Source organism: Pelomonas sp. Root1444 (assembly GCF_001426885.1).
In the GTDB taxonomy this organism is placed as follows: domain Bacteria; phylum Pseudomonadota; class Gammaproteobacteria; order Burkholderiales; family Burkholderiaceae_C; genus Pelomonas.
The window spans coordinates 538,992-562,382 of record NZ_LMFP01000028.1 but is presented as its reverse complement, the minus strand read 5'-3'; the positions used below and the strand labels follow the sequence as shown (position 1 = coordinate 562,382).

25 protein-coding genes and 1 tRNA gene are annotated in these 23,391 nt (G+C 68.8%); 15 read left to right on the top strand and 11 right to left on the bottom strand.

Translation table 11 applies throughout. From position 1 onward, the window contains the following. Nucleotides 1–2 precede the first annotated feature (2 nt). Together ASD35_RS20365 and ASD35_RS20360 are read left to right on the top strand one after the other, a co-directional pair. Nucleotides 3–788: an ABC transporter ATP-binding protein gene (locus tag ASD35_RS20365; protein ID WP_056876773.1), complete on the top strand. Its 786-nt coding sequence runs from the start codon at nt 3–5 to the stop codon at nt 786–788. 14 nt (nt 789–802) lie between these two features. Next, on the top strand, nt 803–1,516 hold the full coding sequence (locus tag ASD35_RS20360; RefSeq protein ID WP_056876772.1) for an ABC transporter ATP-binding protein: 714 nt from the start codon (nt 803–805) through the stop codon (nt 1,514–1,516). A gap of 182 nt (nt 1,517–1,698) precedes the next feature. On the opposite strand, the gene ASD35_RS20355 is transcribed toward ASD35_RS20360, so the two are convergent. From ASD35_RS20355 to ASD35_RS20345, 3 genes are all read right to left on the bottom strand, one after another. Further along, a complete protein-coding gene (locus ASD35_RS20355) occupies nt 1,699–2,754 on the bottom strand; it encodes a Glu/Leu/Phe/Val dehydrogenase dimerization domain-containing protein (RefSeq protein ID WP_056876771.1) in 1,056 nt (351 codons plus the stop codon). An 87-nt stretch (nt 2,755–2,841) separates the two neighbouring features. After that, nucleotides 2,842–3,579 carry a 2OG-Fe dioxygenase family protein gene (locus ASD35_RS20350; RefSeq protein WP_200956076.1) on the bottom strand — a complete coding sequence of 246 codons (738 nt, stop codon included), beginning with the start codon at nt 3,577–3,579 and terminating at the stop codon, nt 2,842–2,844. Nucleotides 3,580–3,586: 7 nt separating this feature from the next. After that, entirely contained in the window at nt 3,587–4,615 is a 1,029-nt protein-coding gene (locus ASD35_RS20345; RefSeq protein WP_056876769.1) for a CDP-6-deoxy-delta-3,4-glucoseen reductase, read from the bottom strand. 74 nt (nt 4,616–4,689) lie between these two features. Here ASD35_RS20345 and ASD35_RS20340 point away from each other — a divergent pair, with 74 nt between their 5' ends. Then, a complete protein-coding gene (locus tag ASD35_RS20340) occupies nt 4,690–5,550 on the top strand; it encodes an SDR family oxidoreductase (RefSeq protein WP_056876768.1) in 861 nt (286 codons plus the stop codon). Here the strand turns inward: ASD35_RS20340 and ASD35_RS20335 are convergent. Together ASD35_RS20335 and ASD35_RS20330 are read right to left on the bottom strand one after the other, a co-directional pair. Continuing rightward, the gene (locus ASD35_RS20335; RefSeq protein ID WP_056876767.1) at nt 5,547–6,128 is read right to left on the bottom strand and encodes a rhomboid family intramembrane serine protease; all 582 of its coding nucleotides are present in this window, start codon (nt 6,126–6,128) and stop codon (nt 5,547–5,549) included. The genes ASD35_RS20340 and ASD35_RS20335 overlap by 4 nt on opposite strands. A gap of 94 nt (nt 6,129–6,222) precedes the next feature. Then, nucleotides 6,223–6,307 (bottom strand) — tRNA-Leu (locus ASD35_RS20330). Between the two features lie 94 nt (nt 6,308–6,401). Here ASD35_RS20330 and cysM point away from each other — a divergent pair. From cysM to ASD35_RS20315, 3 genes are all read left to right on the top strand, one after another. Continuing rightward, nucleotides 6,402–7,298 (top strand): cysteine synthase CysM, encoded by an 897-nt coding sequence (cysM, locus tag ASD35_RS20325; RefSeq protein ID WP_056876766.1) that lies wholly within the window; start codon nt 6,402–6,404, stop codon nt 7,296–7,298. A 70-nt stretch (nt 7,299–7,368) separates the two neighbouring features. Further along, nucleotides 7,369–7,902: an NUDIX domain-containing protein gene (locus ASD35_RS20320; RefSeq protein WP_056876765.1), complete on the top strand. Its 534-nt coding sequence runs from the start codon at nt 7,369–7,371 to the stop codon at nt 7,900–7,902. A 4-nt stretch (nt 7,903–7,906) separates the two neighbouring features. Beyond that, nucleotides 7,907–8,134 (top strand): sulfurtransferase TusA family protein, encoded by a 228-nt coding sequence (locus tag ASD35_RS20315; protein ID WP_056876764.1) that lies wholly within the window; start codon nt 7,907–7,909, stop codon nt 8,132–8,134. Nucleotides 8,135–8,194: 60 nt separating this feature from the next. On the opposite strand, the gene galU is transcribed toward ASD35_RS20315, so the two are convergent. Further along, the gene (gene galU, locus ASD35_RS20310; protein WP_056876763.1) at nt 8,195–9,088 is read right to left on the bottom strand and encodes a UTP--glucose-1-phosphate uridylyltransferase GalU; all 894 of its coding nucleotides are present in this window, start codon (nt 9,086–9,088) and stop codon (nt 8,195–8,197) included. An 84-nt stretch (nt 9,089–9,172) separates the two neighbouring features. Here galU and ASD35_RS20305 point away from each other — a divergent pair, with 84 nt between their 5' ends. Further along, complete coding sequence (locus ASD35_RS20305) at nt 9,173–10,117, top strand: D-isomer specific 2-hydroxyacid dehydrogenase family protein (RefSeq protein ID WP_082580305.1); 945 nt, start codon at nt 9,173–9,175, stop codon at nt 10,115–10,117. Here ASD35_RS20305 and ASD35_RS20300 read toward each other — a convergent pair. Next, the gene (locus tag ASD35_RS20300; RefSeq protein ID WP_056876761.1) at nt 10,111–12,927 is read right to left on the bottom strand and encodes a valine--tRNA ligase; all 2,817 of its coding nucleotides are present in this window, start codon (nt 12,925–12,927) and stop codon (nt 10,111–10,113) included. The genes ASD35_RS20305 and ASD35_RS20300 overlap by 7 nt on opposite strands. Before the next feature lie 188 nt (nt 12,928–13,115). Here ASD35_RS20300 and ASD35_RS20295 point away from each other — a divergent pair, with 188 nt between their 5' ends. From ASD35_RS20295 to ASD35_RS20285, 3 genes are read left to right on the top strand one after another with little or no spacing between them, the layout of a single operon-like run. Next, the gene (locus ASD35_RS20295) at nt 13,116–13,553 is read left to right on the top strand and encodes a Spy/CpxP family protein refolding chaperone (RefSeq protein WP_056876760.1); all 438 of its coding nucleotides are present in this window, start codon (nt 13,116–13,118) and stop codon (nt 13,551–13,553) included. A gap of 28 nt (nt 13,554–13,581) precedes the next feature. Beyond that, the gene (locus ASD35_RS20290) at nt 13,582–14,292 is read left to right on the top strand and encodes a response regulator transcription factor (protein ID WP_056876759.1); all 711 of its coding nucleotides are present in this window, start codon (nt 13,582–13,584) and stop codon (nt 14,290–14,292) included. Continuing rightward, nucleotides 14,289–15,374: a HAMP domain-containing sensor histidine kinase gene (locus ASD35_RS20285; RefSeq protein ID WP_056876758.1), complete on the top strand. Its 1,086-nt coding sequence runs from the start codon at nt 14,289–14,291 to the stop codon at nt 15,372–15,374. The genes ASD35_RS20290 and ASD35_RS20285 overlap by 4 nt, the downstream gene beginning before the upstream one ends. Before the next feature lie 58 nt (nt 15,375–15,432). Here the strand turns inward: ASD35_RS20285 and ASD35_RS20280 are convergent, their stop codons facing one another. After that, nucleotides 15,433–16,410 carry a GMP reductase gene (locus ASD35_RS20280; RefSeq protein WP_056876757.1) on the bottom strand — a complete coding sequence of 326 codons (978 nt, stop codon included), beginning with the start codon at nt 16,408–16,410 and terminating at the stop codon, nt 15,433–15,435. Nucleotides 16,411–16,619: 209 nt separating this feature from the next. Next, complete coding sequence (locus tag ASD35_RS20275; RefSeq protein ID WP_056876756.1) at nt 16,620–17,930, bottom strand: DUF3422 family protein; 1,311 nt, start codon at nt 17,928–17,930, stop codon at nt 16,620–16,622. A gap of 91 nt (nt 17,931–18,021) precedes the next feature. Between ASD35_RS20275 and ASD35_RS20270 the strand changes: the two genes are divergently transcribed. Further along, on the top strand, nt 18,022–19,155 hold the full coding sequence (locus ASD35_RS20270; RefSeq protein WP_056876755.1) for a beta-ketoacyl-ACP synthase III: 1,134 nt from the start codon (nt 18,022–18,024) through the stop codon (nt 19,153–19,155). 4 nt (nt 19,156–19,159) lie between these two features. Here the strand turns inward: ASD35_RS20270 and ASD35_RS20265 are convergent, their stop codons facing one another. Further along, nucleotides 19,160–19,906, bottom strand: a complete 747-nt coding sequence (locus tag ASD35_RS20265) for a transporter (protein ID WP_056876754.1) — start codon at nt 19,904–19,906, stop codon at nt 19,160–19,162. A gap of 35 nt (nt 19,907–19,941) precedes the next feature. On the opposite strand from ASD35_RS20265, the gene sbcB reads away from it, so the two are divergent. The 3 genes from sbcB (at nt 19,942) to ASD35_RS20250 (ending at nt 22,782) form a co-directional block, all read left to right on the top strand. Continuing rightward, the gene (sbcB, locus tag ASD35_RS20260; RefSeq protein ID WP_056876753.1) at nt 19,942–21,387 is read left to right on the top strand and encodes an exodeoxyribonuclease I; all 1,446 of its coding nucleotides are present in this window, start codon (nt 19,942–19,944) and stop codon (nt 21,385–21,387) included. Between the two features lie 74 nt (nt 21,388–21,461). Continuing rightward, the gene (locus tag ASD35_RS20255; protein ID WP_056876752.1) at nt 21,462–22,394 is read left to right on the top strand and encodes a GGDEF domain-containing protein; all 933 of its coding nucleotides are present in this window, start codon (nt 21,462–21,464) and stop codon (nt 22,392–22,394) included. Between the two features lie 115 nt (nt 22,395–22,509). Then, on the top strand, nt 22,510–22,782 hold the full coding sequence (locus ASD35_RS20250) for a hypothetical protein (RefSeq protein ID WP_056876751.1): 273 nt from the start codon (nt 22,510–22,512) through the stop codon (nt 22,780–22,782). Between the two features lie 208 nt (nt 22,783–22,990). On the opposite strand, the gene ASD35_RS28325 is transcribed toward ASD35_RS20250, so the two are convergent. Then, nucleotides 22,991–23,113: a hypothetical protein gene (locus ASD35_RS28325; RefSeq protein ID WP_255354543.1), complete on the bottom strand. Its 123-nt coding sequence runs from the start codon at nt 23,111–23,113 to the stop codon at nt 22,991–22,993. 7 nt (nt 23,114–23,120) lie between these two features. Here ASD35_RS28325 and ASD35_RS20245 point away from each other — a divergent pair, with 7 nt between their 5' ends. Continuing rightward, nucleotides 23,121–23,372, top strand: coding sequence for an ankyrin repeat domain-containing protein (locus tag ASD35_RS20245; RefSeq protein ID WP_056876750.1), 252 nt, complete (start codon nt 23,121–23,123; stop codon nt 23,370–23,372). Nucleotides 23,373–23,391: the final 19 nt, after the last annotated feature.

Genomic DNA, 23,391 nt, shown 5'->3' with positions numbered 1-23,391 from the left:
CCATGACCACCCACGACAACATCGTTCTCAACGTCAGCGGCGCGTCCAAGCGCTTCGGCGGCGTCCAGGCCCTGTCCGACGTCGGCATCCAGATCCAGCGCGGCCAGGTCTACGGACTGATCGGCCCCAACGGTGCCGGCAAGACGACCTTCTTCAACGTCCTCACCGGCCTGTACACGCCCGACGGCGGCAGCTTCTCGCTGGGCGGCACGCCCTACACGCCGCAGGCCGTGCACCAGGTCGCCAAGGCCGGCATCGCGCGCACCTTCCAGAACATCCGCCTCTTCGCCGACATGACGGCGCTTGAGAACGTGATGGTGGGTCGCCACATCCGCACCAAGTCCGGCCTGATCGGCGCGGTGCTGCGCACGCCCAAGTTCAAGGCCGAGGAAGCCGCCATCGCTGCGCGCTCCCAGGAGCTGCTGGACTACGTCGGCATCGGCAAGTACGCGGAGTACAAGGCGCGCACGCTGAGCTATGGGGACCAGCGCCGCCTGGAGATCGCGCGGGCCCTGGCCACCGACCCGCAGCTCATCGCGCTCGACGAGCCCGCGGCCGGCATGAACGCGACCGAGAAGGTCGTGCTGCGCGAGCTGATCGACCGCATCCGCAACGATGGCCGCACCATCCTGCTCATCGAGCACGACGTGAAGCTGGTCATGGGCCTGTGCGACCGCGTGACGGTGCTGGACTACGGCAAGCAGATCGCCGAAGGCACGCCGTACGAAGTGCAGCGCAACGAGAAGGTGATCGAGGCCTACCTCGGCGCCGGCCACAAGAACCACTGAGAGGGACGACGAACATGGCACAAACCCTTCTCAAAGTCAGCGGCCTGAAGGTCGCCTACGGCGGCATCCAGGCCGTCAAGGGCGTCAGCTTCGAGGTGCGCGAGGGCGAACTGGTGTCGCTGATCGGCGCCAACGGCGCCGGCAAGACGACCACGCTGAAGGCCATCACCGGCCTGCAGCCCGTGGCCGCCGGCAGCGTCGAATACCTGGGGCGGGCCATCAAGGGCCAGGGCGCCTGGGACCTGGCCAAGCAAGGCCTGGTCATGGTGCCCGAGGGCCGCGGCACCTTCACCCGCATGACCATCACCGAGAACCTGCTGATGGGCGCCTACAACCGCAAGGATGGCGAGATCCAGGCCGACATCGACAAGGTCTTCGGCCTCTTCCCGCGCCTCAAGGAGCGCGCCAAGCAGCTGGCCGGCACGATGTCCGGCGGCGAGCAGCAGATGCTGGCCATGGGCCGTGCGCTGATGGCACGCCCCAAGGTGCTGCTGCTGGACGAGCCCTCCATGGGCCTGTCGCCCATCATGGTCGACAAGATCTTCGAAGTCGTGAACGACATCCACAAGCAGGGCGTGACGGTGCTGCTCGTCGAGCAGAACGCCAGCCGCGCGCTGCAGCTGGCCAACCGCGGCTACGTGATGGAGTCCGGCGAGGTGACGATGGACGGCGAGGGCCAGGCGCTGCTCAACGACCCCAAGGTGCGCGCGGCCTACCTCGGCGAGTAGCCGGCACGCCGGCTTGGATGAACGAACGCCTGGCGATGCCAGGCGTTCGTGTTTGCGGTGTGGGTCAGACGGCTGTCACGTCCGTCCCGCCGGCCGCTACGCGCACGCGCTGGATGCTGGCCACCGGCGGCGTCGGCGCGAGAGGCGGGCGGCAAATCGCGCGCCCGCCGGGCTCGCGCCGCTCAGCCTTGCCGGACGAGCTTGGAGCGTGCCCAGTCGTCGGCCACGCGGGCCGGCGTCGAGTCGGCCTTCTGCACGCGTTGCAGCAACTCCTCGACGCGCTCGGCGATCTTGCCGACCTCGGCCATGACGGCCGCTTCCTCGCCTTCGCCGCGGTACTCGCGGGCGACGCTGATGATGCCGCCGGCGTTCACCAGGTAGTCGGGCAGGTAGCAGATGCCACGGCGCTGCAGCGCGTCGCCGTCGGCCGCCGTGGCCAACTGGTTGTTGGCGGCGCCAGCGATGAGCTTGGCGCGAATGGCCGGCACGGTCTGCTCGTTCAGCGAGGCCCCGAGGGCGCAGGGCGCCAGCACGTCGACGTCGGCGGCGAGGATGTCGGCCACGCTCGCCGGCGCTGCACCGAACTGCGCGACCGCGCGTTCGACCTTGCCCGCGTCCACGTCAGCCACCACCAGCCGGGCGCCGGCGTTGTGCAGGAACTCCGCCAGGTGCCAGCCCACGGCACCCAGGCCTTGCAGCGCAACGCGCACGCCGTCCAGCGACGGGCGGCCGAGCACCAGGCGGGCGCCGGCCTGGATGGCCACGAACACGCCCCAGGCCGTCTTGGGGCTGGGGTCGCCACCGAACGCGCCTTCGCGCGGGATGCCGCTCACATAGGACGTCACGGCCTGCATGCCGCGCATGTCCGCGGTGGTCGTGCCGACGTCCTCGGCGGTGATGTAGGCGCCTTGCAGCGACTGCACGGCGCGGCCGAAGGCGGCGAACAGGGCGGGGCGGTCGAAGCTGCCCTCAGGCTTCAGGATGACCGCCTTGCCGCCGCCGAACGGCAGGTCGGCCAGCGCGTTCTTCAGGCTCATGCCCTGCGACAGCCGCAGCGCGTCGTTCAGCGCGGCGAGTTCGGAGTCGTAGTGCCAGAGGCGGCAGCCGCCGAAGGCCGGGCCGCGCGCGGTGCTGTGCACGGCGAGGATGGCCTTGAGGCCGGTGGCCGGGTCGGTGGCGAGCAGCACGCGCTCGTGGGCGGCCTGCTCGGGCAGGCCGAAGAGGGAGGTGGGGTTCATGCGTCGGGCGCTTGGTGAGCGCGGCAGTTGGAAAAACGGCCGCGCTTGTGGCGCGGCCGTCCGTGAGTTTATCGGCCGGCGGCCCTTTCAGCCTTCCCGCGGGCCCTGGAATGCGCCGCTGCGCAACGTGATGACCAGCGTGTCGCGCCAGCCGCGCTGGGCGACGTCCAGGGGCTGGATGGGCGTCGTCTCGTGAATGAGGCGCTGGTCGTCGAGCAGCAGCGTCGTCCAGGGCTGGGTCATCGTGAAGCGCTGCCCGGCCGGCCCGGCGGCTTCGAAGACGCGCGACTCACCACCCTTTATGTTGTGGCGCCCCACCATCAGCACGGCCACCAGGTCGACGCCGTCGCGGTGCGCGCCCTCGGGCGTCGGCCGGCCGATGCCGTCGCTGGTGTCGATGCGGAACGGGTGCGCTTCGATGAACCAGGCCTGCTCGCCGCGCAATGCCGAAGTGACCCGCGCCAGGTTCAGCAGCAGGGCCGACCACACCGGCGAGGCCACCATGGCCTGCTCCAGCGGCACATACCAGCGCTGCAGGCCACCGTGCAGTGCGTTGTAGTCCAGCGGCTGCCAGTGGGCGCGGTGGGGTGCCAGCGTCAGCGTGCCGCCGTCGGCGATGAAGCAGCCGTGGCGGCGGAAGCGGTAGCGCCCGCCGTCGCGCAGGTAGCCATCGGGCGGCAGGTCGTCCCAGCAGGGCTTGAGCGCGTCCAGCGCCGCGGCGGACACGCCCAGCACGCCGAGAGCGGCCGGTGCGAGCACGGCCTTGCCGTCACGCTTGAGCGAGCCGACGAGGTCGGCCGGGTCGGTCCAGGGCGGCTCGAACATGTTCACGTCAGGCTTTGCCGTGCTTGTCTGCCTCGGACGTGAAAGCGTCGGCGTAGAACTCTTCCGCGGGCAGCTTGCAATGCTCGACGAAGTCCTTCTGCGCCGAGTCCACCATGATGGGCGCGCCACAGGCATAGACCTGGTGACCGCTCATGTCCGGCAGGTCCGCCATGACGGCGCGGTGGACGAAGCCGGTGCGCCCCGTCCAGCCCGCGTCGGGCTCGGACAGCACGGGCACGTAGGTCAGCTCCGCGCATTCGGCGGCGAGCTGTGCCGCCCAGTCGTTCAGGTAGAGATCGGCCTGCTTGCGCGCACCCCAGTACAGCACCATCGGCCGCTTGGACTCGATATGGCGGGCGCGCTCGACGATGGCCTTGATGGGCGCGAAGCCCGTGCCGCTGGCCAGCAGAACGATGGGCTTGTCGCTGTCCTCGCGCAGGAAGAAGCTGCCGAACGGCCCCTCCATGCGCAGGATGTCCTTCTCCTTCAGCGCACCGAACACATGGTCCGTGAACTTGCCACCGGGCATGTGGCGGATGTGCAGCTCGATCTGGCCCGGCAGGCTGTGCGGCGCATTGGCCATCGAGTAGCTGCGGCGCGAGCCGTCGCGCAGGATGAACTCGACATACTGGCCGGCGCGGAACTGGAAGTTCTGGTTGGCGGCGAGCTGCATCGTCAACACGGCCACGTCAGGCGCGGGCTTGAGGATGGCCGACACGCGGGTGGGCAGCTTCAGCACCGGGAACTCGCCGGCGCCGGGCACCGTGCGGGCCTCGACGACGCAATCGGTCTGGGGCCGCGCGCAGCAGGTCAGTACGAACCCCGCGGCTTCTTCCTCGGCCGACAGGGCCTTGGGCTGGTGGTTGCCGTGGATGACGGCGCCTTCCAGCAGCTTGCTCTTGCACGAGCCGCAGGCGCCGTCCTTGCAGCCGTAGGGCAGGCCCACGCCATTGCGGATGGCGGCGGCGAGCAAGGTGTCGTCGCCCTCGGTCTGGTAGACGCGGCCGGCGGGCTGGATGGTGATCTGATGGGACATGGGGCTTCAAAAAGCAGCGGCCCCGCTGAGGAGTCCGGGGCCGTAGACTGCCCGCCATTTTGCCCGACCCCTGCATGTCCTCCAGATTGCTGATCATTGGCTGCGGCGACGTCGGCCTGCGTGTGCTGCGTGCGCTGGCCGGCCGCTGGCGCGTGTTCGCGCTGACGTCGACACCGGCGCGTGCGGCCGAGCTTCGCTCCGCGGGTGCCGTGCCGCTGCTGGGCAACCTCGACGAGCCGGCCACGCTGGGCCGGTTGGCGAGCGTGGCGGACCGCGTGCTGCACCTGGCGCCACCGGCTCGCGACGGCGAGTCCGACGTCCGCACGCGGCAGCTGCTGGCCGCATTGGCGCGCCGGCCGCCGCACGCCCTGGTGTACGTCAGCACGACCGGCGTCTACGGCGACTGCGGCGGGGTGCTGGTCGACGAGACGCGGGCGCTGAACCCCGCCACCGACCGTGCCCGCCGCCGTGTCGACGCCGAGATGCAACTGCGCGCCTTCGGCCGCCGCCACGGCACGCAGGTGAGCCTGCTGCGCGTGCCGGGCATCTACGCCCGCGACCGCGAGGGCGGCCATCCGCGCGAGCGCCTGGCGCGCGGCACGCCGGTGCTGCGGCGCGAGGACGATGTCTTCACCAACCACATCCACGCCGACGACCTGGCCCGTGCCTGCGTGCTCGCGCTGTTGCGCGGTCTGCCGCAGCGCGCGGTGAACGTCTGCGACGACAGCGAGCTGCTGATGGGCGACTACTTCGACCTGGCTGCGGACCTCGCCGGCCTGCCGCGCCCGGAGCGCATCACGCGCACGGAAGCGGCCGAACGCATGAGCGCGATGCAGCTGAGCTTCTGGAGCGAGTCGCGCCGGCTGGTCAACGCGCGGCTCAAGCGCGAGTTGCGCCTGAAGCTGCTTTATCCGACGCCGCGCGAAGGCCTCTAACCGCGCCGGCGCGGCGAGCGCCAGCTGCGGATCAGCAGCCAGGCGCCCAGCATGCCGCCCAGGTGGGCGAAATGGGCGACGCCGCTGGCGCCGTTGAAGCCGAGGATCAGTTCCAGCCCGCCGAAGATGGCGACGAAGTACTTGGCCTTCATCGGGATGGGCGGAATCAACGGCACGATGATGCGGTTGGGGAACAGCATGCCGAAGGACAGCAGCAGGCCGAAGATCGCGCCCGACGCACCCACTGTCGGCGAGCGTGAGCCGATCACGAACGTGAAGATCAACTGCACGACGGCGGCCGTCAGCGTGCTGGCCACCAGGATCTGCGTGTAGCGCTTCGGGCCCCAGACGCGTTCCAGCTCACCGCCGAACATCCACAGGCCCAGCATGTTGAACAGCAGGTGCGTGAAGCTGCCGTGCAGGAAGGCATAGGTGAGCACTTGCCAGGGCATGAAGACCCCGGAGTTCAGCGGCCACAGCTCGAACCAGGGCGCCAGGCCGGGCAGGAGTTCGAAGAGGCAGAAGAAGCCGACGCAAGCCAGCAGGAAGGCTTTGGTAACCGGAGGCAGCGGGGGCATGGGGGTGGGGCGGTGCGCGGTGAGGGCGCATACACCGGAAGGGCCGGTGCTTACCGTTTTGAGTATGCCAGCACAAGCCGGCTGCTGTTTCGCCTGGTGCCCGGGGCCGGACTCGAACCGGCACACCTTGCGGCGGGGGATTTTGAGTCCCCTGCGTCTACCGATTTCGCCACCCGGGCCCGTCGGAAACAGCTGCTCGCTTGTTGCAGCGAGGGGCTGGATTATGCACTCGCCAAGGCTGAGGTTTGGCGGTCGCTGCCACAATCGGCCGCCATGAGCTACCCGACCCTCGAAGACGTCATTGGCGCAACGCCCCTCGTGCGCCTGCAACGCCTGCCTGGCGCCGATGCGCGCGGCAACGTCATCCTCGCCAAACTGGAGGGCAACAACCCGGCCGGCTCAGTGAAGGACCGCCCCGCCATCAGCATGATCAAGCGTGCCGAGGAGCGCGGCGAGATCAAGCCGGGCGACACGTTGATCGAGGCGACTTCGGGCAACACCGGCATCGCGCTCGCCATGGCTGCGGCCATCCGCGGCTACCGCATGGTGCTGATCATGCCCGAGGACCTGTCCATCGAACGCGCGCAGACGATGAAGGCCTTTGGCGCCGAACTCATCCTGACGCCCAAGACCGGTGGCATGGAGTACGCCCGCGACCTGGCGGAACAGATGGCCGGCGAAGGCAAGGGCCGCGTGCTCGACCAGTTCGCCAACGCCGACAACCCGCGGGTGCACTACGAGACCACCGGCCCGGAGCTGTGGCGGGACACGAACGGGCGCATCACCCATTTCGTCAGCGCCATGGGCACGACCGGCACCATCACCGGCGTGTCGCGCTACCTCAAGGAGAAGAACCCGGCGGTGCGCATCGTCGGTGCCCAACCGGCCGAGGGCTCGCGCATCCCCGGCATCCGCAAATGGCCCGAGGCCTACCTGCCCAAGATCTATGACCCGAGCGGCGTGGACGAGCTGGTGCTGGTGAGCCAGAGCGACGCCGAGGACATGGCGCGGCGCCTCGCCCGCGAGGAAGGCCTGTTTGCCGGCATCTCCGCGGCGGGCGCCTGCTGGGTGGCGCTGCAGATCGCGCGCAACGTCGAGAACGCGACCATCGCCTTCATCGTCTGCGACCGCGGCGACCGCTATCTGTCGACAGGCGTGTTCCCTGCATGAGCCCCACCCGGCCGCTCGAAGACGCTTGCTCCTTCCTTGGGGGCCAGCACGACGCGCGACGGGGGCGCCAATGAAGCCTTATCGCTTCTGCCCGGATTGCGCCACGGAACTTGCGCTAATCACGGTGGCCGAGGACGGTGGTGAGAAGGAGCGCCTGCGCTGCCCCTCCTGCGGCTTCACGCACTGGAACAACCCGACGCCGGTGGTGGCGGCGGTCATCGAATGCACCGACCGCGACGGCCAGGTGCTGCTGGCCCGCAATGCCGCGTGGCCCGGGCGCTTCTTTGGGCTGATCACCGGTTTCCTGGAGGCGGGTGAGTCGCCAGAGGACGGCATCCGCCGTGAGATCGGCGAGGAGACGTCGCTGGCGGTCGATAGCCTGGATCTGCTTGGCGTCTGGGACTTCCAGCGCATGAACCAGGTCATCATTGCCTATCACGCGCAGGCGCGCGGCGAGATCCGGCTGTCTCCGGAGCTGGTCGAGTACAAGCTGATAGCGCCCGAAGACGTGCGCTGCTGGCCTCAGGGCACGGGTCAGGCGCTGGCGACCTGGCTGCGCGCCAAGGGCATAGAGCCGCAGTGGTTGGACCTCAAGAAAGAATGAAGCGATGGACGTGCAAAGAGAACTCGACACGCGGGGCCTGAACTGCCCGCTGCCCATCCTGAAGGCCAAGAAGGCCCTGGCTGAAATGCTCAGCGGCGAGCTGCTGCGGGTGGTGTCGACCGACCCGGGCTCGATGCGCGACTTCCAGGCCTTCGCGCGCCAGACCGGCAACGAACTCGTCGACCAGCAGAGCGCTGCCGACGAGTTCATCCACGTGCTGCGCCGGCGCTGAAGCTCGGTCCGTTGGCGGCAGAGCCGCTCGCGACGCCCGGGCGGTCTTTGCCGCCAAGCCTCAGATATCCAGGCCCTGCAGGAATTCCTTGAAGCCGGGGCCCAGCTGCGGGTGGCTCAAGGCCAGCTCGACGTTGGCCTGCAGGAAGCCCTCCTTGCTGCCGCAGTCGTAGCGCTTGCCTTCGTAGCGGTAGGCAAACACCTTCTCTCGGCGCAGCAGGCCGGCGATGCCGTCGGTCAGCTGGATCTCGCCGCCCACGCCGCGCGGCTGGTTGGCGATTTCGTGGAACACGCCGGCCGTCAGGATGTAGCGGCCGGCCACACCCAGGCGCGAGGGCGCGTCTTCGGGGGCGGGTTTCTCGACGATGCGGGTCACGTCCATCAGGTTCTCGTTGACCTGCGTGCCCGCCACGATGCCGTAGCGCCGCGTGTGCTCGGCAGGCACTTCCTGCACGGCCAGGATGGATGCGCGCCAGTCGGCGAACTGCTCGACCATCTGCTTCAGGATGCCGCGGCCGGGCGTCGGGCCGACCATCAGGTCATCGGCCAGCAGCACGGCGAACGGCTCGTTGCCGACCAGGCGCTGGCCGCACAACACCGCGTGGCCGAGGCCCAGGGCCTGGGCCTGACGCACGTAGATGCATTGCATGTCATCCGGCTTGACGCTGCGCACCACGTCCAGCAGCTCCTGCTTGCCGGAGTTCTCCAGCGCCACCTCGAGCTCGAACGTCATGTCGAAATGGTCTTCGATCGGGCGCTTGTGGCGGCCGGTGACGAAGATCATCTCGCGCACGCCGGCCTCGTAGGCTTCCTCGACCGCGTACTGGATCAGCGGCTTGTCGACGACAGGCAGCATCTCCTTGGGCTGTGCCTTGGTCGCCGGCAGGAAGCGCGTGCCTAGACCTGCGACCGGGAAGATCGCTTTGGTGATCGGGGATCTGGGCGAGGAGGCCATGGGTACACTGGTTGGACAAGGGCGCGGCGATTGTGTCACGCGGGTTGTGACGGTTATGACCCTTGAGTTGGGCACAAAGAGAGCATGAGCGTCCTGATATTGGAACCGCTGGAAGCCGATGTCGTGCAGTGGCTGGCCGAGCGGCACGACGCACGTTTCGCGCCCGAACTCGTCAGCGACTTCCGCGGCCTGGTGGACGCGCTGCAGGATGCCCGTGCGCTGGTGGCGCCGCCCGAGGTGCGCATCGATGCCGAGCTGGTGCATTGCGCGCCGATGCTGCGTGCCATCGGCCGGGCCAGCGGCGGGGCCGAGAACATCGATGTCGAAGCCTGCCGCAAGGCCGGCGTGGACGTGGTGCGCTCGCAAACATCCACCGCCAGCGCCGAGGCCGAGTTCGCCATCGGTGCGTTGCTGAGCCTGCTGCGGCGCGTGCCCATCGAGGGCAGCGACGGCCTCAAGGTGGGCCGGGAGCTGGGCTGCTCGACCATCGGCCTGCTGGGCTTGGTGCCGGCGGCGCGCGTGATGGCGCAGCTGCTGCAGGCCTTCGGCACGCGGGTCATCGGCTATGACCCGTCGCGGCACCCCAGCGACGCGACCTGGGCGCGCTGGGGCATCGAGGCCGTCAGCCTGGCTGACCTGATGGAGCACAGCGACGGCCTGGTGCTGATGCTGCCTTACTTCGGCCGCTACCGCGGCCTCGTCGGCGAGCGCCAGCTCGAAGTCGGTCGGGCCGGGCAGGTGCTGGTCGGGTTGACGCAGTCGGGGCTGGTGGATGAAGCGGCACTGGCGCTGGCGCTGCGCAATGGCCGGCTGCGCGCCGCCTGGTTCGACTGCATGGAGCCGGGTTGGCTGGAAGCGGGCCGGCCGCTGCACGGCATCGGCTCGCTGCAGGTGACACCGCGCCTGGCCGGCACGACGCGTGAATCGCGGGTGCGCGCCGCCTGGGCGGTGGCGCGGGCCATCGACGGCCTGCTGTTGCCGCCGGCCACGCGCAGCCCGATCGCCGCGCCGACCGTCGACTTTTACTGAGCCGGCAGTCGGGCCAACTGCTCGCGCAGGCGGGCCACGGTCTCCTTGAAACCGGCCACGCGGGCGCGCTCCTGCTCGACGACGGCCGCCGGCGCCCGGGCCACGAAGCTTTCGTTGCCCAGCTTGGCCTCCGCCTTGACGATTTCGCCTTCCAGGCGCGTGGCCTCCTTCGTCAGGCGGGCGCGTTCGGCCTCGACATCGATCTCGACCTTGAGCGCCAGCTTGGCGGCTCCGTGCACCAGCACCGGCGAGGTCGCGCTCTGCCTGGCGAACTCGGCCTCGTTGGCAATCAGCTCGACGCTGCTCAGCTTGGCGAGCACCTTCAGCACCGCGGCCGCCTCGGCGAGGAAGCTCAGGTCGCCGCCCACCAGCAGCGGCACGCGCTCGGCGGGGCTGAGTGCCATCTCGCTGCGCAGGCTGCGCGTCGTGCCGACGACGTCCTTGAGCTGGGCCATCCAGGCGTCGGCGCCAGCATCGATGCGCTCCAGCTGCGCCATCGGATAGGACGCCTGGCCGATCAGGTCGGTCGCCTTGCGGCCCGCCACCGGGGCGACGGTCTGCCACAGCTCCTCGGTGATGAAGGGTGCGATCGGGTGCAGCAGCCGCAGCGTGGTTTCCAGCACGCGGATCAGCGTGCGGCGCGTGGCGCGCTGCTGTGCTTCGTCACCGGTCTGGATCTGCACCTTGGCGATCTCCAGGTACCAGTCGCAGTACTCATCCCAGACGAAGCTGTAGATGGCGTTGGCGACGTTGTCGAGCCGGTACTCGGCAAAGCCCTGCGCGACAGCGGCTTCCACGCGCTGCAGCTCGCTGACGATCCAACGGTCGGCCTGGCTGAACTTGTTGTGGCCCGGTGGGCAGTGGCCTTCGGCGTGCATCAGGCCGCAGTCCTGGCCTTCGGTGTTCATCAGCACGAAGCGCGTCGCGTTCCAGAGCTTGTTGCAGAAGTTGCGGTAGCCCTCACAGCGCTTGGTATCGAAGTTGATGTTGCGGCCCAGGCTCGCGTAGCTCGCCATCGTGAAGCGCAGCGCATCGGCGCCGTAGGCCGGCATGCCTTCGGGGAATTCCTTCTTCACGCGGGCGGCGACCTTGGGCGCCGTCTCGGGCTTGCGCAGGCCGGTGGTGGACTTCTGGATCAGCGTGTCGAGGTCGACGCCCTGGATCAGGTCCACCGGGTCCAGCACATTGCCCTCGCTCTTGCTCATCTTCTGGCCCTGCGAGTCGCGCACCAGGCCGTGGATGTAGACGTCCTTGAAGGGCACCTTGCCGGTGAAGTGCGTCGTCATCATGATCATCCGGGCGACCCAGAAGAAGATGATGTCGTAGCCGGTCACGAGCACGGAAGAGGGCAGGAACAGCTCCTGCTCCAGCGTCTTCTCAGGCCAGCCGAGCGTGGAGAACGGCACCAGCGCCGACGAGTACCAGGTGTCCAGCACATCCGGGTCGCGGGTCAGCTCGCCGAGGTAACCAGCGGCCTTGGCGCGGGCCTGCGCTTCGTCCTCGCTGCGCGCGACGAACAGCTCGCCGCCCGTGCCGTACCAGGCCGGGATCTGGTGGCCCCACCACAGCTGGCGCGAGATGCACCAGTCCTGCAGGTTGCCCATCCAGTGGTTGTAGGTGTTGACCCACTGCTCGGGGTGGAACTTCACGGCGCCGGTCTCGACGGCGGCGATGGCCTTGTCGGCAATGCTCTTGCCATCGGCGCTGGGCTTGGTGACGGCGACGAACCACTGGTCCGTCAGCATGGGCTCGATGACCTGGCCGGTGCGCTCGCAGCGGGGCACCTGCAGCTTGTGCTTCTTGACCTCGACCAGCAGGCCCTGCGCCTCCAGGTCGGCCACGACGCGTTTGCGGGCGACGAAGCGGTCCAGGCCGCGGTAGGCCTCGGGCGCGTTGTCGTTGATCCTGGCCTGCAGGTCCAGCACCGCGATCATGGGCAGGTTGTGGCGCTGGCCGACGGCGTAGTCGTTGGTGTCGTGGGCCGGCGTGACCTTGACGACGCCGGTGCCGAACTCGCGGTCCACGTAGTCGTCGGCGATGACCGGGATCTCGCGGTCGGTCAGCGGCAGCTTGACGAGCTTGCCGATCAGCGCCGCGTAACGCTCGTCTTCGGGGTGCACCATGACGGCGACGTCGCCCAGCATGGTTTCCGGGCGCGTGGTGGCCACGACCACCGAGCCCGAGCCATCCGCGAGCGGATAGCGGATGTGCCACAGAGAGCCGTCTTCTTCTTCGGACGACACCTCCAGGTCCGACACGGCGGACTGCAGCACCGGGTCCCAGCTCACCAGTCGCTTGCCGCGGTAGATCAGGCCCTCCTCGTACAGCCGCACGAAGGTCTCGACGACGACGCCCGAGAGCTTCTCGTCCATCGTGAAGTACTCATGGCCCCAGCTCACCGAGTCGCCCAGGCGGCGCATCTGGCCGGTGATGGTGTTGCCGCTCTCCTGCTTCCAGTCCCACACCCGCGCGACGAAGTTCTTGCGGCCCAGGTCGTGGCGGTTCTGGCCCGCCGCCTGCAGCTGGCGCTCCACGACGATCTGCGTGGCGATGCCGGCGTGGTCGGTGCCGGGCACCCACAGCGTGTTGTGACCCTTCATGCGGTGGTAGCGCGTCAGCGAGTCCATCACCGTCTGGTTGAAGGCGTGGCCCATGTGCAGCGTGCCCGTCACATTGGGCGGCGGCAGCTGGATGCTGAAAGACGGCTTGGCCGGGTCCAGCGTCGGCGCGTACAGGCCGGCGGCTTCCCACTTGGGGCCCCAGTGGGCTTCCAGGGCGGCGGGTTCGAAGGACTTGGCAAGTTCGGTCACGGGGGCGATCTCGGCTGGCGCTCCGTGAGCACGGAGCTTGTCGTCAGGGGCAGGGAATCGGCGATTTTAGAGGCGCCCCTTCAGGGTCGATACAAAACGAAACCCGGCGATACCGCGTGGAGATGCTCTCGGAGGGCCCCGCCGGAATCATGAGCGCCATCCCAACCGCCGACCCACGGAGCACCGCCATGAACTTCTTTCGTCGCTGGCACGCCCACCACGAATTCCGCCACCACTTCAGCCACGGCCATCATGGCCATCATCTCGGCCGCCATGCCGACGGCTTTGCCCATCTCCTCCTGGCCCGGGTCGGCGCCAAGCTGGACCTGGACGACGAGCAGCGCCGCCGTTTTGCCGCCTGGATCGAGCAGATCCAGCAGCAGCGCGACGCGCTGAAGAGCGCTGCGCGCGGCCCCGAGCTGGCCGGTTTGATGGCCGGCGAGCAGTTCCCCCGCGAGCCGGCCTCGCAGCTGCTGCAGGCGCGGCTGGACGCGTTGCGCGCCGCCGGCCCGGGCCTGGTCAACGCCTTCGCCGACTTCTTCGATGCGCTGGACACCGAACAGCGCCAGGCGCTGCGCTTCATGATGCGGCGCTTCGACGGCGCGCGGCACCGCCACGCGGACTGAGGGGCAGCGGGCACAATGATTCGCCTCCATGCGACGACTGCTGCTGATTGACGACGACGAAGCGCTGGCCGGGCCGCTGGCGCAGTACCTGGCCCGCTTCGACCTGCAACTCGAAGCCGTCACCCGCCCCAGCCAGGCGCTGGCGCGCCTGGGCACCGAACGCTTCGACGCGCTGATCCTGGACGGCATGCTGCCCGAGATGGACGGCTTCGAGTTCTGCAAGCGGCTGCGCGCCGGCGGCGAGCCTTGGCGCGACATGCCCGTGCTGATGCTGACCGCGCGCGGCGACCTGACCGACCGGGTCGTTGGCCTGGAGCTGGGCGCGGACGACTACCTGCCCAAACCCTTCGAGCCGCGCGAGCTGGCCGCAAGGTTGCAAACCATCCTGCGCCGCACACGGCTGGCGCCGGTGGCCGCTCCCGCCGCGCCGCAGCCCTCGACGCGGCTTTGCTTCGACGGCCTGGAGATCGATACCGCGCGCCGCGAAGTGCGCTGCGCGAACGGCCTGGTCGAGCTGACCGGCACCGAGTACGAACTGCTGCTGATGCTGGCCCGCGAGCCGGGCAAGGTGTTCTCGCGCGACGACATCCTGAACCGGTTGCGCGGCCAGGAGGCCGAGCTGTTCACGCGCGCGGTCGACATCCTCGTGAGCCGCCTGCGTCGCAAGCTGGAGCCGGTGCAGGCGCTGAAGACGCTGCGCAATGCGGGCTACTGCTTTGCGTTGCCCGAGAAGCGATGAGGCACCACCCCTACGACCACCGCTGGCGCGAGCACTGGGAGCGCAAGCAGAAGAAGCGCATGCAACGCATGAAGCGCATGCGGCGCGACCAGCTGTACCGCTGGCGCGTGCACCACCGCTGGCACCAGCGCTGGCACCGCCACCACGCGCGGTTCAAGTATTCGCTGGGCGCGCGGCTGATCGGCGTCTTCCTGGTGCTGGCCCTCGTGAGCAGCGTCATCCTGTGGAACTCCCGCGAGAGTTCCTATGGCGTGCTGTGGGCCGTGCCTGCGCTGCTGCTGGTCACGGGCTGCGCCTTCGGCGTGATCCGCCACATGGTCCAGCCCCTGCATGCGCTGGCCCTGGGCGCCGAAGCCTTCCGGCGCGGCGAGTTCTCGCACCGCGTGCCCGTCGTGCATGGCGACGAGATCGGTGACCTGGCGATGCGCTTCAACCAGATGGCCGCCGACATCCAGGCCATGCTCGACGGCAAGCGCGCGCTGCTGCTGGCCATCAGCCATGAGCTGCGCAGCCCCTTGACGCGGGCGCGCCTGCATGCCGAGATGGTTGGCGAAGGCCCCTCGCGCGATGCGCTGCTGGACGAGCTGGCGCAGATGCGCGACCTCATCACGGCGCTGCTGGAGAGCGAGCGGCTGGGCAGCGGGCACAGCGCGTTGCAGCTGAGCGATTGCGACCTGGCCGAGCTGGCTCGTGAGCAGGCCGGGCCGGGGGTCGAGCTGCAGATCGAGCCCGGCCTGCCGACCCTGAAGCTGGACCGGCTGCGCGTGCAGCTGCTGCTGCGCAACCTGGTGCACAACGCGCTGCGCCACAACGATGCGTCGCGTGGGGCGGTGCAGCTCCGCCTGGCGCGCGCCGGTGAAGGCGTGCGGCTGACGGTGCGCGACTTCGGCCCCGGCGTGCCGGCCGAGTCGCTGCGTCAGCTGGGCCAGCCCTTTTACCGGCCCGACGCGGCGCGCACGCGTGGGGAGGGTGGTGGGGGCCTGGGGTTGTGCCTGTGTCGCCTGGTGGCCGAAGCGCACGGCGGCCGGCTGGAAATGCGCAACGCAGGACCTGGCTTCGAAGCGTCGGTGCGCTTCAGCTGAAGGCCCGGCAGTCGGTCGAACCAGGGACCTCGCTAGGCGTGAGGCGCTCTGCAGGTGATCACATGAACAGATGTTCGCCCGCGTTCTCGCCACCCAGGATCACGTAGTTGACCTTCTTCAGATCGGTCAACTGCGTACCACCGGCATAGGAGATCGAACTCTGCAGGTCCTCCTGCATCTCGCGCAGCGTGTCGCTCAGCTTGCCCTTGACAGGCTCCAGGATGCGTTTGCCCTCCACATGGCGGTACTCGCCCTTGTTGAAGTCCGATGCCGAGCCGTAGTACTCCTTGTAGCGCCTGCCGTCGACCTCGACCGTCGTGCCAGGCGATTCCTCATGGCCGGCGAACAGGGAGCCGATCATGACCATGGCCGCCCCGAAGCGCACGCTCTTGGCGATGTCGCCGTGATGGCGGATGCCGCCGTCGGCCACGATGGGCTTGGTGGCCACGCGTGAGCACCACTTCAGCGCCGACAGCTGCCAACCGCCGGTGCCGAAGCCCGTCTTGAGGCGCGTGATGCAGACCTTGCCCGGGCCGACGCCAACCTTCGTGGCGTCGGCGCCCCAGTTCTCCAGGTCGATGACGCCCTCGGGCGTGCCGACATTGCCAGCGATGACGAAGGCCTCGGGCAGCTTGTGCTTGATGTGGCCGATCATGCGCTGCACGCTTTCGGCATGGCCGTGGGCGATGTCGATGGTCAGGTAGTCGGCGCCCACGCCTTCGGCAGCCAGGCGGTCGACGAGGTCGAAGTCCGCAGCCTTCACGCCGACGCTCAGGGAGACCAGCAGCCCCTTGTCGCGCATGGACCGGGCATAGGCCAGGCTGTCCAGGTCGAAGCGGTGCATCACGTAGAAATAGCCCTCGCGGGCCAGCATCTCGGTGATGGGCTCGTCCACCACGGTCTTCATGTTGGCGGGCACCACCGGCAGGCGGAAGCGGTGCGGGCCGAACTGCACCGAAGTGTCGCAGTCCGAGCGGCTCTCCACGCGGCATTTGCGCGGCAGCAGCAGGATGTTGTCGTAGTCGAAGATTTCCATGTCAGTGGTGTTCACAGTTGCGGCGCGCGTTAGGCAGTGCGCGACCTGGGCTGCGAGCGCTTGACTTGCTTCGGCATGAGGGCAGGGCGCCCTCGACGGCCGGGGAGGCCGTCGCGTTGCAGGCTAACTTCGCTTGCGAAGTTAAGGCGCAACGCGCCGGGCCGAAGACAAAATTTGGGCCCGGTGATTGATTCTACGCGGCCGCGTGGTCAGTGGTGGTTGAAGATCCGGCGGTGGATGCGCCGCGTCGTCTGCCACACGACCAGCAGCACGATGGGAATCGCCACGCCAGCGGCCAGTTCCGGGCTGAACGGCAGCCAGCCCTCGGCCTTCAGCGCCTTGGCGCCGTACAGCAGCAGGCTGACGACGTAGTAGGTGATGGCCGCCAGCGACAGGCCCTCGACGGTCGCCTGCATGCGCAGCTGGGTGCGCTGGCCTTCGCCCAGTTGGGCCAGCAGTTGCTGGTTCTGTGCTTCGGTGGCGATATCCACTCTTGTGCGCAGCAGCGCGCTGGCGCGCGAGATGCGCTGTGACAGGCCGGCCAGGCGCTGCGCCGTCGCGTTGACCGTCGCGATCGCGGGCGAGAGCCGGCGCTGCATGAACTCGCCCAGCGTCTGCGTGCCGGCCACCTTGCCTTCGTGCAGCTCTTCGAGGCGCTGCTCGACGATGGCCTGGTAGGCCTGGGTCGCGGCAAAGCGGTACTGATGTTCGGCCGTGGCGTGCTCGATGCGCGCGGCCGTCGAAATGAGGTCATCGAGCAGCTCCGCCTCCGATGCGCCGCGCTGCTCCAGCCGTGCGGTGATGTCGGCCAGCGTCGCTTCCACGTCCGCCAGCGTCGTGCCGAGCGACTTGGCTGCCGGCAGGCCGCGCAGGGCCATCAGCCGGTAGGTTTCCAGTTCAAGCAGGCGCTGGCAGATGCGGCCGGCGCGGGTCTCGGGAGTGCCCGGCTCGGCCAGCACGACGATGTGCTCAAAGCCGGTGGCGCGCAAGCAGAAGTCGGTGACCACCAGCGAATGCCCGCCCATGGTGGAGGCGACGGTGGCATGCGCACCGAACCAGGCCTGTGCTTCGGCCAGCGCGCCGGCGGCGAAGGTCAGCGGCCGTTCCAGCATGACGAGCTTGATGGCCGCAAACGTGCGGCCGGGGATGCCGCCCAGCCAGTCCGCGGCGATGCGCAGCGCCAGGTTGTCCAGGGTCTGCGCGCTGGGCTCGGCGTCGGCCGGCAACGGCTGCACGACCGAATAGCGGGTGAACTCGGCGTGGCGCTCCCACTTCAGCGAGAACTCGCCGCAGCGCAGGCGCAGGAAATTGGCATTCAGCGCCGCCTCAGCCAGCTCCTGCTGGCCCGGCAGCCGCCGCAGGTGGGCGTGCTCGTCGGCGCGGGTGATGCCGGTGTTGAGCACGGCGACGTAGACGATGACGGCAGGCAGCCGCACGCGCGCCGGCGGCCGCGCATGCACCTCGTTGTGCAAGGCCAGGCGCAAGGCGTCGTCGGGAGGAAGGAGGCTGTCTTCGTGCATGGGCCCAGGCTAGTGCGTAGAAGTGCCCACAGGCGGCCTCGATAAGATTCCAGGCTTCGTACTTCAGCAGGCGGCGGCTTCCGTCTTCAATATGCAAGCTTCATTCCCGGCCGTGGTCATCAGCGGCACCGGCCTGTACCGCCCGCCCCATGTCATCACCAACACCGAACTGGTCGAGGCCTTCAACCGCTACGCCGACCTGCAGAACGCGCAGCATGCAGAGGCCATCGCCGCTGGCGAACGCAAGGCGCTGACGCATTCCAGCGTCGAGTTCATCGAGAAGGCGTCGGGCATCAAGCAGCGCTACGTCATCGAGAAGGAGGGCGTGCTGGACCCGACCCGCATGTACCCGTGCTTCACACCGCGGGGCGATGACGAAATCTCGCTGATGGCCGAGATCGCGGTGGACGCCGCACGCCAAGCGCTGAGTGCCGCCGGCAAGACCGGCGCGGACATCGACGCGGTGCTGTGCTCCAGCGCCAACATGCAGCGCGCCTACCCCGCCATGGCCGTCGAGATCCAGCAGGCATTGGGCGCGGGCGGCTACGGCTTCGACATGAACGTGGCCTGCTCGTCGGCGACCTTTGCGCTGGAGCAGGCCTTCAACGCGGTGCGCAGCGGGGCATCCAAGTGCGTGCTGGTCGTGAACCCGGAGATCACCTCCGCCCATCTCGAATGGCGCGACCGCGACTGCCATTTCATCTTCGGCGACGTCTGCACGGCCGTCATCGTCGAGCGCGCGGACACGGCCACCGGCGACGACCAGTGGGAGATCCTCGGCACCCAGCTGGCCACGCAGTTCAGCAGCAACATCCGCAACAACTTCGGATTCATGAACCGCGCCGAAGACCGCGATCCCGATGCGCGTGACCTGACGTTCTATCAGGAGGGCCGCAAGGTCTTCAAGGAAGTGGTGCCCATGGCCGCGGCCCACATCGAAGCCCACCTCGGCAAGCTGGGCCTCGCCCCCACGCAGGTCCGCCGCTACTGGCTGCACCAAGCCAACCAGGGCATGAACCAGTTCGTCATCAAGAAGCTGGTGGGCGCGGACGCCGGCAGCGAGGTCGCGCCGCTGATCCTGGACGAGTACGCCAACACGGCCTCGGCCGGTTCCATCATCGCCTTCCACCACCATCATGCGGATCTGAAGGCGGGCGATACGGGCGTCATTTGCTCCTTCGGCGCCGGCTATTCCATCGGCAGCGTGGTCGTCAAGAAGCGCTGAACGCTCAGAAGCGCAGCGACAGCCCCACGGTCCACGCCCAGTCCGGGGTGGTGCGGTTCAGGCCGCGGAAGACGGCGGTGTCGAGCTGGGCGTCATTGCCGAGCTGCCACGCCAGCCCCGTGCCGGCGGTGACGACGTTGCCGCCATTGCGCGCTGCGGCGAGCTGCTGGCCGGCGATCTCGACAAAGCCGTGCAGCTTCTCGCCCAGCGGCAGCCCCAGGCTGGCAGACAGCAGCGCGGCGGTGTAGCGACGATCGGCGTCGTTGCGGGCTGTGACGACGCCCGCCATGGTCCCCAGCGAGACGCCCGAGGGCAGCTCCCATTGCGCCAGGAAGCTCAGCGCGGGCCGCAGGCCGTGTCCCTTGAACGGCCCGCTGCCGGTGGGTGTCTGCGCCTCCAGCAGCCAGCCCAGGCCCGGGCTGGCCTCGTCGCCGCCCTGCACCTGCCACTTGAAGCCGACCGACAGGTCGCCGCGACCGCTGGCCGGTGGGGCGCTCTGGCGCAATGCGCCGTCTGTCTCCAGCCGCAGCTCGATGCTATGGCCGACGCCCAGCCGCAGCAGCGTGGGCGTCGAGCGCAGCCGTGACGACGCGTCGCGCTGCCAAGCGCCGCTGGTCTCGATCTGCAGGCGGCCCACGGCCATCACGTCCGGGCCGTTGGTGAAATCGGGCCGGTCGGGCGAGATCGCGTCGTCGTCGGCCCGGGTCGATGTGCAGGCGATGAGCAGAAGGAGCGACGCGACCCATCTCATGCGAGCCACTCTAGCGCTGCGCTATCGTGGCAGCCATGTCTTCCCTTTCATTTTTCTGGCACGACTACGAAACCTTCGGCCGCGTGCCGCGGCGTGACCGCCCGGCGCAGTTCGCCGGCCTGCGCACCGACGCCGAGCTCAACGAGATCGGCGAGCCGCTGATGCTGTATTGCCAGCCCGCGCCGGACTACCTGCCCGACCCCGAGTCCTGCCTGCTGACCGGCATCCTGCCGCAGCACTGCCTGGAGAGGGGCGTGCCGGAGCATGAGTTCGCCGCCAGCATCGAGACCGTGCTGGCGTTGCCCGGCACCATCGGCGTGGGCTACAACAGCATCCGCTTCGACGACGAGGTCACGCGCCATCTGTTCTGGCGCAACCTCATCGATCCCTATGCCCGCGAATGGCAGAACGGCTGCGGCCGCTGGGACCTGCTGGACGTCGTGCGCTGCGCCTATGCATTGCGGCCCGACGGCATGGTGTGGCCCAAGCACGAGGACGGCCGCCCCAGCTTCAAGCTGGAGCACCTGACCGCTGCCAACGGCATCGGCCACGAGGCCGCACACGATGCGCTGTCCGATGTGCGCGCCACCGTTGCGCTGGCCCGCAAGCTGCGTCAGGCGCAGCCCAAGCTGTGGGACTTCTGCTTGAAGCTGCGCGGCAAGCAGGCCGTCTGGGACGAGATTGCGAGCGCCCAGAGCCAGGGCAAGCCCTTCCTGCACATCTCCGGCATGTACGGCCCGGAGCGCGGCTGCATCGCGCTGGTCTGGCCGTTGGCGCCGCACCCGACGAACAAGAACGAGCTGATCGTCTGGGACTGCGCCGTCTCGCCCGAGGAGCTGTTGACGCTGGATGCGGCGTCCATCCGCGAGCGCATGTTCACCAGGCAGGAGGCGCTTCCTGAAGGCGTGACGAGGCTGCCGATCAAGACCATCCACGTCAACAAGAGCCCCATCGTCATCGGCAACCTGAAGACGTTGCAACCCGCCATGGCCGAGCGCTGGGGCCATGACCTGCAAGCCCAACTCGCCAGCGCGGGGTTGCTGGCAGAGAAGGGCCGGCTGCTGGACGGCCTGTGGGGCGACGTGTTCCAGCGCGAGCCGTTCGCGCCGGCCGACGTGGATGAGGACCTGTACGGCGGCTTCATCGGCAACGAGGACCGCCGCGCGCTGAACCGGGTTCGTGCCACGCCACCGGAGCAGCTCGCCGAACGCGCGGCGCAGGGCAAGCTGGCCTTCCAGGACGCGCGACTGGACGAACTGGTCTTCCGCTGGCGCGCGCGCAACTTTCCTTCGACGCTGTCGCCCGACGAAGCCGAGCGCTGGCAGTCCCACCGGGACGCGCGGTTGCACCGGGGGGAGGGTGGCGCGCAGACGCTGGCGGCGTTCATGGAGCGCATCGACGCGCTCGGCGAATCGGCGGACGAACGCGGCGAAGAGGTCCTGTCGGCGCTCTATGACTACGCCGAGCTGATTGCGCCGTAGGCCGTGATCTGCCGCATGGTTTAAAGGACCGAGTCCTGCGATAGTCGGGCTCGGAAAGAGCCCAGGAGACCCTCATGAGCACCGCCGCAACCGCCCCCACCGAAGACGCTACCGCCGCCCGCCTGCGTGCGCTGCTGGTGCGTGCGCCGACGGCCGCCGCCTTCGTGTCCGGCCAGCGCTTCCAGGTCGTCAGCGAAGAGTTCAACCACCTGTTCGGCTTCGGGGACGACAGCGACCTGGTCGGCCAGGCCACCCGCATCGTCCACACCACCGACCTCGCCCATACCGCGCTGAGCGAGCGCGCCGCCGCGGCATTCGCGGCCGGCCAGCCGCTGGACGAGGAGATCGAGTACGTCAAGCGTGACGGCCATCGCTTCTGGGGCCGCCTGCAGGCGACGCCGGTGCACTGGGACGCCCCGGCCGCCGAAGCGCTGTGGATCGTCGAGGACGTCACCGCGGCCCGCGCCCAGCGCCTGCAGCCGACCTGGACGGCCAAGCACGACAGCATCACCGAGTTGGCCAACCGCCGCGAGTTCGAGCGTCGCCTCGGCGAACACGTCGGCAGCCGCCGCAACGAGCCGGTGTCGGTGCTGTGGCTGGACGTGGACAAGTTCGGCGACGTCATCCAGGGCATGGGCGCGGAGGTGGGCGATCATTTCCTGTACGGCCTGGGCCAGTTGCTGATCAGCAAGGTGCGCGCCTCCGACCTGGTCGCGCGGCTGGAGGAAGACCATTTCGCCATCCTGCTGCCCGATTGCGACCACCACTATGCGCAGATCATTGCCGAGAAGATCCGCGCCGCCGTGGCCGCCTACCGGCTGCACTGGGGCCTGCACCGCACGCGCGTGAAGGCGTCGCTGGGCGTCGTGCAGATCCACGCCACGTTGACCACGGTGGACACCGTGCTGGGTGCCGCTGCGCTGGCCTGCACGGAGGCCAAGGCAGCGGGTGGTGACAGCGTCCGGGTGTTCGTCTCCGAGGGCGGTTTCGAGGAACTGGCGGGCTGATTTCACGATCGCGCGGCCTCCGATGCCCGGAAATGCGGGGTTTTCCACCGAATGTTCTAAAGTTCAGTTCAGCCCTGCCGATGTAGCGGCCATAGCGCTTGAAAACTGAGTCCCCATGAACGTCGCCATGTCCACCGCCCTGTCCGGCATCTCGTCCGCGAACGAGCGCCTGCGCGCGTCGGCGGCCAACATTGCCAACCTGGCCAGCAGCAACCAGGCCCGCCCCAGCGTCGAGCTGGCCAATGTCGACAAGGTGCCGGAGCGCGAGATCAACCCGGCCAACGAGGTGGTCGAGCAGCAGTCGGCGGCCTACGCCTTCGTCGCGAACCTGAAGGTGCTGCAGACGCAGCTCAACACGACCGGCGCGCTGCTGGACATCAAGGCCTGAGCGGGCCGCCCCTCACGCTGAAAGCGGCCTTGGGCCGCTTTTTTATTTTTTCACCCCGTTTGCCAAGCGGCTCCGTACAAGCAGAGGTCCCACCTTTGCGAAGGATCTGCCATGAGTTCACCGCGTCGCCGCGCCGCCTTGCTCCGTCAGGCGGATGGCATAGCGCGCCGGGCAGGCCGGGCCTGAAGCGGCGCCCTTCATTGGGGTACTAGGCGATGGCAACACCGCTGTCGCGCTCGATCAGCTGCATGTCGAGCAGCGCCTTCTGCGGCGTGGCAGCGCAGCCGGTGTGCAGGGCGGCCAGGCCCGTGAGCGCGGCCAGTTGGCCCAACGCTGCGTTGCTGAAAGCCGTCAAGCAGGCTGACCCGACGGCGGCGCGCACGGCGTTGCAAGCGGGCGCCTCCCCGCAACTGCGCGATGGGCAAGGCCGCACCGTCCTGATGCTGGCCGCGCGCAATGGGGCGCGCGAAGTGGTCGAACTGCTGCTCGCTGCCGGCGCCCCCCGGTCGGACCGTGACCCCGCTGGCTGGACCGCTGCTGCCCACGCCGAGGCCCGGGGCCATGGCGAGCTCGTCGACATCTTGCGTTAGGCGGCAAGCAACAAAAAGC

What these genes read in the sequence shown, in the direction of transcription:
- ASD35_RS20305 (WP_082580305.1), top strand. Translation starts at nt 9,173, where the DNA reads ATGAGCGTCCTGATATTGGAACCGCTGGAAGCCGATGTCGTGCAGTGG.
- ASD35_RS20350 (WP_200956076.1), bottom strand. Translation starts at nt 3,579, where the DNA reads ATGTTCGAGCCGCCCTGGACCGACCCGGCCGACCTCGTCGGCTCGCTC.
- ASD35_RS20250 (WP_056876751.1), top strand. Translation starts at nt 22,510, where the DNA reads ATGAACGTCGCCATGTCCACCGCCCTGTCCGGCATCTCGTCCGCGAAC.
- ASD35_RS20290 (WP_056876759.1), top strand. Translation starts at nt 13,582, where the DNA reads ATGCGACGACTGCTGCTGATTGACGACGACGAAGCGCTGGCCGGGCCG.
- ASD35_RS20355 (WP_056876771.1), bottom strand. Translation starts at nt 2,754, where the DNA reads ATGAACCCCACCTCCCTCTTCGGCCTGCCCGAGCAGGCCGCCCACGAG.
- galU (WP_056876763.1), bottom strand. Translation starts at nt 9,088, where the DNA reads ATGGCCTCCTCGCCCAGATCCCCGATCACCAAAGCGATCTTCCCGGTC.
- ASD35_RS20315 (WP_056876764.1), top strand. Translation starts at nt 7,907, where the DNA reads ATGGACGTGCAAAGAGAACTCGACACGCGGGGCCTGAACTGCCCGCTG.
- cysM (WP_056876766.1), top strand. Translation starts at nt 6,402, where the DNA reads ATGAGCTACCCGACCCTCGAAGACGTCATTGGCGCAACGCCCCTCGTG.
- ASD35_RS20255 (WP_056876752.1), top strand. Translation starts at nt 21,462, where the DNA reads ATGAGCACCGCCGCAACCGCCCCCACCGAAGACGCTACCGCCGCCCGC.
- ASD35_RS20265 (WP_056876754.1), bottom strand. Translation starts at nt 19,906, where the DNA reads ATGAGATGGGTCGCGTCGCTCCTTCTGCTCATCGCCTGCACATCGACC.
- ASD35_RS20340 (WP_056876768.1), top strand. Translation starts at nt 4,690, where the DNA reads ATGTCCTCCAGATTGCTGATCATTGGCTGCGGCGACGTCGGCCTGCGT.
- ASD35_RS20295 (WP_056876760.1), top strand. Translation starts at nt 13,116, where the DNA reads ATGAACTTCTTTCGTCGCTGGCACGCCCACCACGAATTCCGCCACCAC.
- ASD35_RS20275 (WP_056876756.1), bottom strand. Translation starts at nt 17,930, where the DNA reads ATGCACGAAGACAGCCTCCTTCCTCCCGACGACGCCTTGCGCCTGGCC.
- ASD35_RS20270 (WP_056876755.1), top strand. Translation starts at nt 18,022, where the DNA reads ATGCAAGCTTCATTCCCGGCCGTGGTCATCAGCGGCACCGGCCTGTAC.
- ASD35_RS20360 (WP_056876772.1), top strand. Translation starts at nt 803, where the DNA reads ATGGCACAAACCCTTCTCAAAGTCAGCGGCCTGAAGGTCGCCTACGGC.
- ASD35_RS20285 (WP_056876758.1), top strand. Translation starts at nt 14,289, where the DNA reads ATGAGGCACCACCCCTACGACCACCGCTGGCGCGAGCACTGGGAGCGC.
- ASD35_RS20280 (WP_056876757.1), bottom strand. Translation starts at nt 16,410, where the DNA reads ATGGAAATCTTCGACTACGACAACATCCTGCTGCTGCCGCGCAAATGC.
- sbcB (WP_056876753.1), top strand. Translation starts at nt 19,942, where the DNA reads ATGTCTTCCCTTTCATTTTTCTGGCACGACTACGAAACCTTCGGCCGC.
- ASD35_RS20335 (WP_056876767.1), bottom strand. Translation starts at nt 6,128, where the DNA reads ATGCCCCCGCTGCCTCCGGTTACCAAAGCCTTCCTGCTGGCTTGCGTC.
- ASD35_RS20365 (WP_056876773.1), top strand. Translation starts at nt 3, where the DNA reads ATGACCACCCACGACAACATCGTTCTCAACGTCAGCGGCGCGTCCAAG.
- ASD35_RS20320 (WP_056876765.1), top strand. Translation starts at nt 7,369, where the DNA reads ATGAAGCCTTATCGCTTCTGCCCGGATTGCGCCACGGAACTTGCGCTA.
- ASD35_RS20345 (WP_056876769.1), bottom strand. Translation starts at nt 4,615, where the DNA reads ATGTCCCATCAGATCACCATCCAGCCCGCCGGCCGCGTCTACCAGACC.